Annotated in this window: 6 protein-coding genes; 1 reads left to right on the top strand and 5 read right to left on the bottom strand. The window is 74.1% G+C overall.

Going from position 1 to position 6,625, the window contains the following annotated elements; all coding sequences use genetic code 11:
• The coding region (locus OEY_RS29080; RefSeq protein WP_010596388.1) for a TspO/MBR family protein at positions 1-834 on the top strand (834 nt) is incomplete at its 5' end.
• Here the strand turns inward: OEY_RS29080 and OEY_RS0124520 are convergent.
• The 5 genes from OEY_RS0124520 to OEY_RS29075 all read right to left on the bottom strand — a co-directional run.
• On the bottom strand, positions 831-2,864 hold the full coding sequence (locus OEY_RS0124520) for a cytochrome c oxidase assembly protein (protein WP_010596387.1): 2,034 nt from the start codon (positions 2,862-2,864) through the stop codon (positions 831-833). The genes OEY_RS29080 and OEY_RS0124520 overlap by 4 nt on opposite strands.
• Before the next feature lie 31 nt (positions 2,865-2,895).
• On the bottom strand, positions 2,896-4,110 hold the full coding sequence (locus tag OEY_RS0124515) for a vWA domain-containing protein (RefSeq protein ID WP_010596386.1): 1,215 nt from the start codon (positions 4,108-4,110) through the stop codon (positions 2,896-2,898).
• Positions 4,107-4,976 (bottom strand): AAA family ATPase, encoded by an 870-nt coding sequence (locus tag OEY_RS0124510; protein WP_010596385.1) that lies wholly within the window; start codon positions 4,974-4,976, stop codon positions 4,107-4,109. The genes OEY_RS0124515 and OEY_RS0124510 overlap by 4 nt, the downstream gene beginning before the upstream one ends.
• Positions 4,977-5,001: 25 nt before the next feature.
• A complete protein-coding gene (locus tag OEY_RS0124505) occupies positions 5,002-5,889 on the bottom strand; it encodes an XdhC family protein (protein WP_010596384.1) in 888 nt (295 codons plus the stop codon).
• Positions 5,890-5,917: 28 nt separating this feature from the next.
• A partial coding sequence (locus OEY_RS29075; RefSeq protein ID WP_010596383.1) for a molybdopterin cofactor-binding domain-containing protein occupies positions 5,918-6,625 on the bottom strand: 708 nt, incomplete at its 5' end.

Below are 6,625 nucleotides of genomic sequence, written 5' to 3'. Positions count from 1 at the left end.
CCCCCCCCCCGGCCCCCCCCCGCCGATCGGCTCCGCGTCGCAGGCGTCGCCGTGTCGGCGATCGCCGCGGTCGCTCTGTCCTTCCTCGGTTCCGGGGCCGTGGTGGGCACACCGATCTCCGAGGTGGCCGACGGGGCGCTCTCCGCCGATGCGACGGCGGTGGCGCCGGGCGGTCCGGCATTCGCGATCTGGTCGGTGATCTACGCGGGTCTGCTGGCGCTCGCGGTGTGGCAGGCGCTGCCCGCGCACCACGCCGACCCCCGCCAGCGGGCGCTCGGCTGGTGGATCGCCGCGTCGATGCTGCTCAACGCCGCGTGGATCCTCGTCGTGCAGCTCGAACTGCTCGCGCTCAGCGTCGCGGTCATCGTCGCGCTGCTGGCCGTGCTGGTCCGGATCTTCCTCGGCCTGACCCGCACCGCGCCGTCGTCCCGCGTGGAAGCGGTCGTCGTGGACGGCACGATGTTCCTGTACCTGGGCTGGGTCGCGGTGGCCACCGTCGCGAACACGGCGGCGGCGCTGCGCGCCGCGGACGTCGACCCGTTCTCGCTGGGCGCCGACGCCTGGGCGGTGATCGTCCTGGTCGCGGTCGCCGCGGTGTCGGTGCTCCTGGCCATCGCCGGGCACGGGCGGCTCGCCGTCGCCGCGGCCATGGCGTGGGGCCTGGTGTGGATCGCGGTGGCCCGCAGCGGCGACACCGGATTCACCTCAGTCCCGGCCGCCGTCGCGGCGGGCGGCGCGGCGGCCGTGGCGGTGCTGTCCGCGGTGATCGTGCGGCTGCGCACCGAGGCCGCGCGGCGGCGGCGCACCGACACCGCGCGGCGCCGGCGAACCTAGTGGCCCTCGTGGTCCCGCCGCGCCAGCTCGGCGAACATCGCGTTGTGGGCGGCGAGATCGGCGTCGTCGTCGCGCTCGGCGGCGCGGTCCACCCGTCGCGCGGTGCGCTCGTCGCTGCGCGACCACTGCACCAGCAGCGCCAGCATGACCAGCACCAGCGGGATCTCCCCGGCTGACCAGGCAATACTCCCCCCCACCTTCTGATCGGCGAACAGGTCGCTGTTCCAGGCCAGGCCGAGCCCGCGGTAGTAGGACTCGGCCATCACCGAGCCCATGCTCATCAGGGTCACGCCGAAGAACGCGTGGAACGGCAGGGAGCCGAACACCATCGCCAGCTTCGTCACCGGCGTCACGTCCCGCGGCGACGGGTCCACGCCGATCACGACCCAGTAGAACAGGTAGCCGCTGATCAGGAAGTGCAGGTTCATCAGCACGTGCGCGGCATGGCTGTCGGCGTTGGCCTCGAAGATCCCACCCAGGTACAACGCGTAGAAGCCGCCGACGAACATCACCGACGCGACGACCGGATGGGTGAAGAACCGCGACGGCGGGCTGTGCAGGAACGCGAGGAGCCATTCCCGCGGGCCGGGGTAGCCGTCGCGGCCCGCCGGTTTGAAGGCCCGCAGCGCCAGGGTCATCGCCCCGCCGAGGGCGAGCAGCACGGGCGCCAGCATCGACATCGCCATGTGGGCGCCCATGTGGACGCTGAACATCGCCGGCGAGTACATGCCCACGCCCGACGACGTGGCGACCAGCAGCACGAAGCAGCCGGAGAACCAGGCGATCGACCGGCCGACGGGCCAGCTGTCGCCGCGCCGGCGCAGCGTCCACAGCCCGATCGCGTAGGCGACCGCGAGGACGAGGGCGATCGTGCCGAAGATCAGGTCGAAGCGCCACGCCCCGAAGAAGAGGGTGCCGAGTGTCGGGGGGCCGTCCAGGTTGTAGCCCAGCTCCACCTCGAGCAGCGACGGCACCGTCGCGGGCGGGGGCGGCGGGGTGCGGCCCAGCCCGACGGCCAGGCCGACCGTGGCGGCCAGGATGACGGCCTCGACGGCCGCGAACCGGACGAGCGCGCCCCGATCGTCGGGGTTCGCCTCGAGCGCGGGCAGCGCACGGCGCCGCTGCATCCACCCGAGGACACCCAGGGCGATCAGTGCCAGCGCCTTGGCCACGATCAGCCGGCCGTAGGTGCTGGTGAGCAGCTCGTCGGCCGGCAGCCGGACCGCGGCGTTGACGATGCCGCTCAGGGCCATCACCGCGAAGGCCAGCCCGGCGACGAACGAGAACCGGCGGGCCGCGAGGTCGGTGTGCGCGCCGCGGCGCCACCCGTGGGCGAGCAGGGCGAACAACCCGCCCGCCCACACCGACGCCGCGACCAGGTGCAGCACGAGACTGTTGGTGGCCATGTCGTGCGACCCGCCCGACGACGAGTGCCCGGTCAGGGCCAGCGGCATCAGGGTCACCAGCGACAGCAGCAGCAGGTACGGCACCCACGACCAGCGCACCGCGGCGCGGATCAGCACCGCCAGGATCAGGGCGAGCGCCGACGTCCACGCCCACGCGAGCGCCGTGTCGACCTGCCCGATCGCGCCCCACAGGTTCTCCGGCTTCAGCGCCTCGGCCAGCGGCTGCCCGGAGGTGTCGGACAGGGTCAGCGGCACCAGCACCGCCGAGCACAACGCCCAGATCAGGGCGGCGGCGCCCGCGGTCCGCACGGCCCGGTAGCCGCCCACGTCCAGCACCCCGCTGCGCTGCGGCGGCACCAGGAACGCGGCGAAGAACAACGATCCGACCGCGGCGACGGCCGCGACCTCCGCGATCGCGCGCACCGCGGGCAGTCCGTAGGTGGTGAGCGGTCCCGGGTCCGGGATGCCCAGCAGCACCAGCGCCTGCGCGGCGGACAGACCGACCACGATCGGCGCGACGACCGCGGCGACGAGCCCGAGGAGGACGTACAGTGCCGACGTGTTGCGCCGCCCGGCCGGCGGCGAGGAGGTCGGCGCGGCCGACGCGAGCTCGGGTGATGCCATAGGTACCAGGGTAGGACCTCGGCGAGCGCCGCTACGACGCACCGTCGGAGACGTGCGCCACCCACCCGGCGACCGGGTCGAGATCGAACACCACGCGCAGGGCGTCGAGGGTGTCGGCCGCGTGCAGAGCGTCGCAGTGCGGCAGCGCTGCCGCCATGGGCCCCGTCTCGGGACGGTAGCCGGGCCGGCCGGCCCGCGGGTTCAGCCACACCAGCCGGTGGGCGCGGCGACGGATCCGCGCGACGGCCCGGCCGAGCGCCTGCGGATCGTCGCTGTCCCACCCGTCGGAGGCGACGAACACGACGGCGCCGCGCAGCAGGTTGCCGTGGTGGGAGGCGAGCAACGCCTCGAGGCTCCCGGCGATGTGGGTGCCGCCGTAGCGGTCGACGACCGTGTCGTTGGCCCGGGCGACGGCGTGCTCGGCGGAGCGGTGCGCCAGGGTCGCGGTGAGCCGGGTCAGGCTCGTGGAGAACGCGAACACCTCGGCGTCGCCGGCGCGCACCGCGGCCCGCATCAGGTGCAGGTAGGTGTCGGCGTAGCCGTGCATGGACCGGCTCACGTCGCACAGCACCACGATCCGGCGCGGCCGGCGGATCGGCCGCGCCCGGCACAGACGGATCAGCTCGAACCCGGTGTGCCGGGAGGCGGCGAGGGTGGCCCGCACGTCGAGGCGGCCGTGGTGGTGCGGCGTGCGGCGGCGGCCGAGGCGCCGCGGCCAGCGCACCCGGGCCTGCTCGAGCCACTGCCCCAGCAGGCGCAGGTCCTCGGGCCGGAGGTCGCCGAACGGTTGGTCGGCGACGATCTCGACGGGGCTCGGCGCCCATGGCCCGGGCCGGCCCGTCTCGCCGGGTCCGCCGGATCGACGCGGGGCGCCGGTGTGCCACGGCACACCGGACTGCGGCGCCCCCGGCGGCGCGTGCGGCGCCGGCACGGTGGTCTCCCCCGCGCCCGTCGCCCCGTCGGGTCCGGTGCGCCGGGCGTGCGGGTCGACGGCGAGCGCCTGCTGGTCGAAGACCTCGGCGAAGACGGCGTCGAATGCCTCGAGCGCGTCCTGCCGGTCGACGAGGGCGATCCGCGCCGTCCAGTACAGGCGACTGCGGGTGCGCGGCGGGTGCAGGCGCAGTGCCCGCACCAGGGTCGCGGTGGCGGTCGCGGCGACGGGCACGCCGGCGCGGCGCAACCGGTCGGTGAGCGCCACGGTGAACGCGGCGAGGTCGACGCCGCGCAGCAGCAGCGCGCTGCTCACGCGCGGAACTCCTCGTATTCGGCGCGGATGGTGGTCCGGTCGTCGGGGGTCTTGGCGAGCGCGGTCAGTGTCGCCACCGCGCCCGGGTGGACCAGATCCGCCACTCCGAGCGCCACGAGTGCGGACACCCAGTCGATGGTCTCGGCGATGCCCGGCGCCTTGTCCAGGTCCAGCCGGCGCACGGAGGCGACGAAGTCGGCGGCCGATTCGACCAGCGCGAGGTTCGCGGCGGGGACGGTGCGGCGCAGGATCGCCACGGCGCGGTGCCGGTCCGGATAGTCGATCCAGTGGTACAGGCAGCGCCGGCGCAGCGCGTCGTGCAGGTCGCGACTGCGGTTGGAGGTGAGCACGACGATCGGGGGCCGAGCGGCGGCGAGGGTGCCGAGTTCGGGGATCGTGACCGAGTACTCGCCGAGGAACTCGAGCAGCAGCGCCTCGAATTCGTCGTCGGCCCGGTCGATCTCGTCGATGAGCAGCACCGGGACGGTGGGCCCGCGGTGGCGCACGCAGCGCAGCACCGGCCGTTCGAGCAGGAACTCCTCGGTGTAGAGGTCGGCCTCGCGCAGCGTCTCGCCGCGGGTTTCCGCGAGCCGGATCGCGAGCAGCTGCCGCTGGTAGTTCCAGTCGTAGAGGGCCTCGCTCGCGGCGAGACCCTCGTAGCACTGCAACCGGATCAGCTCGGTGCCCACGGCGGCGGCGAGGGCCTTGGCGGCGGTGGTCTTGCCGACGCCGGGTTCGCCCTCGAGCAGCAGCGGCCGGCCGAGTTCCACCGCGAGATACAGGGCGGTGGCGGTGCCCTCGTCGAGCAGGTAGTCCCGGTCGTCGAACCGGCGGACGACGTCGTCGACGTCGGCGAACACGCTCATCGGCCGGCTCCCGGAGCCGGTCCCGTCACGAACACGTGGCGTGTTCCTTCTGGTAGGCGCGGCGGCATCCCGGGCAGCAGAACCACACATCGGTGCCGGCGTCGGACAGATGCGGCGTGTCGGCGGTGACGGTGACGGTCATTCCGCAGACGGGGTCCACCGCGGTGCGCGGGGCCGCGATCGGCGCGGTGGGCGACCCGAGATTCTCGCGGCGGACCGCCTGCACCAGTTCGGCGACGATCGACAGCCCGATCTCCGCGGCGGTGCGCGCCCCGATGTCGAGACCCGCGGGGGTGTGCACGCGCGCTCGTTCGTCGGGGCGCACCTCGGCCTGCGCGAGCACGTCGGCGCCGCGCCGCCGGCTGGCGACGAGCCCGACGTAGCCGATCCCGGCGTCGAGGGCGGCCCGGATGACGCCCGGCTCCTCGCCACCGAGGCTCGCGACGACGACGGCCGCGGCGTCGGCGGCGGGCGTGGCGCCCGGCTCGAGGCGGTCGACCACGAAGTCGAGCCGCTCGGCGAAGTCCGCGACGGCCTCGGCCACCGGCGTCGACCCCGACACGACGAGCATCGGGGCGGGTAGCTGCGGCTCGAGGAAGATCTCCGTCGCGCCGCCCGACAGGCACGGATTGACCGCGACGGTGGCCCCCGGGGTGTCGGGGAAGGTCTGCGCGGTGCCGGGCAGGACCCGCAGCAGGGTGCTCTCCCCCGTGGTCAGGGCCTGTCGCGCGGCGTCCCGCACCGAGGTCTCGGTGCACTGGCCACCGACGAAGCCTTCGATCGTGCCGTCGTCGAGTACCAGCGCGCAGTCGCCGGGCCGCGCGGACGTCGGCCGCTGGGCGCGCACCACGGTGGCACGGACGAACGCCCGGCGCCGGCGGGTCAGTTCCGCGGCACGCATCGTCAGGTCCATACGGCTCTCCCTGGTTCGGGCCGGTGGGTCAGATCGGCGGGGTGGGCCGGCCCTGCATCGCCTCCCACACCCGGGACGGGGTCAGCGGCATGTCGGCGTGCCGCACCCCGAAGGGGCGCAGGGCATCGACGACGGCGTTGACCACGGCGGGCGGCGAGCCGACGGTCGCGGACTCGCCGATGCCCTTGGCGCCGATCGGGTGGTGCGGCGACGGGGTGACGGTGAACCCGGTCTCGAAGTGCGGCACCTCCATGGCCGTGGGGATGAGGTAGTCCATGAGCGAGCCGCCGAGGCAGTTGCCGTCCTCGTCGAACTCGATCATCTCCATCAGCGCCATCCCGATGCCGTCGACGAGTCCGCCGTGGACCTGGCCCTCGATGATCATCGGGTTGATGCGGGTGCCGCAGTCGTCGACGGCGAGGAATCGGCGGACCGTCACCTCACCCGTGCCGGGGTCGACGTCGACGACGCAGAAGTACGCCCCGTACGGGTAGGTGAGGTTCTCGGGGTTGTAGCAGATCTGGGCCTCGAGTCCGCCCTCGACACCCTCGGGCAGATCGCCCGCGCCGTGCGCCCGCATCGCGATGTCCTGGATGGTCACCGACGCGGTCGGATCGCCCTTGACGTGGAAGGAGCCCTTGGTCCAGTCGAGGTCGGCGACGGACACCTCGAGCATGCCGGAGGCGATGATCCGGGCCTTGTCGCGGACCTTGCGCGCGACGAGGGCGGCGGCCGC

Source organism: Rhodococcus sp. P14, assembly GCF_000256505.1.
Lineage (GTDB): Bacteria > Actinomycetota > Actinomycetes > Mycobacteriales > Mycobacteriaceae > Rhodococcus > Rhodococcus ruber.
This window is presented reverse-complemented; position numbering and strand designations above follow the sequence as displayed.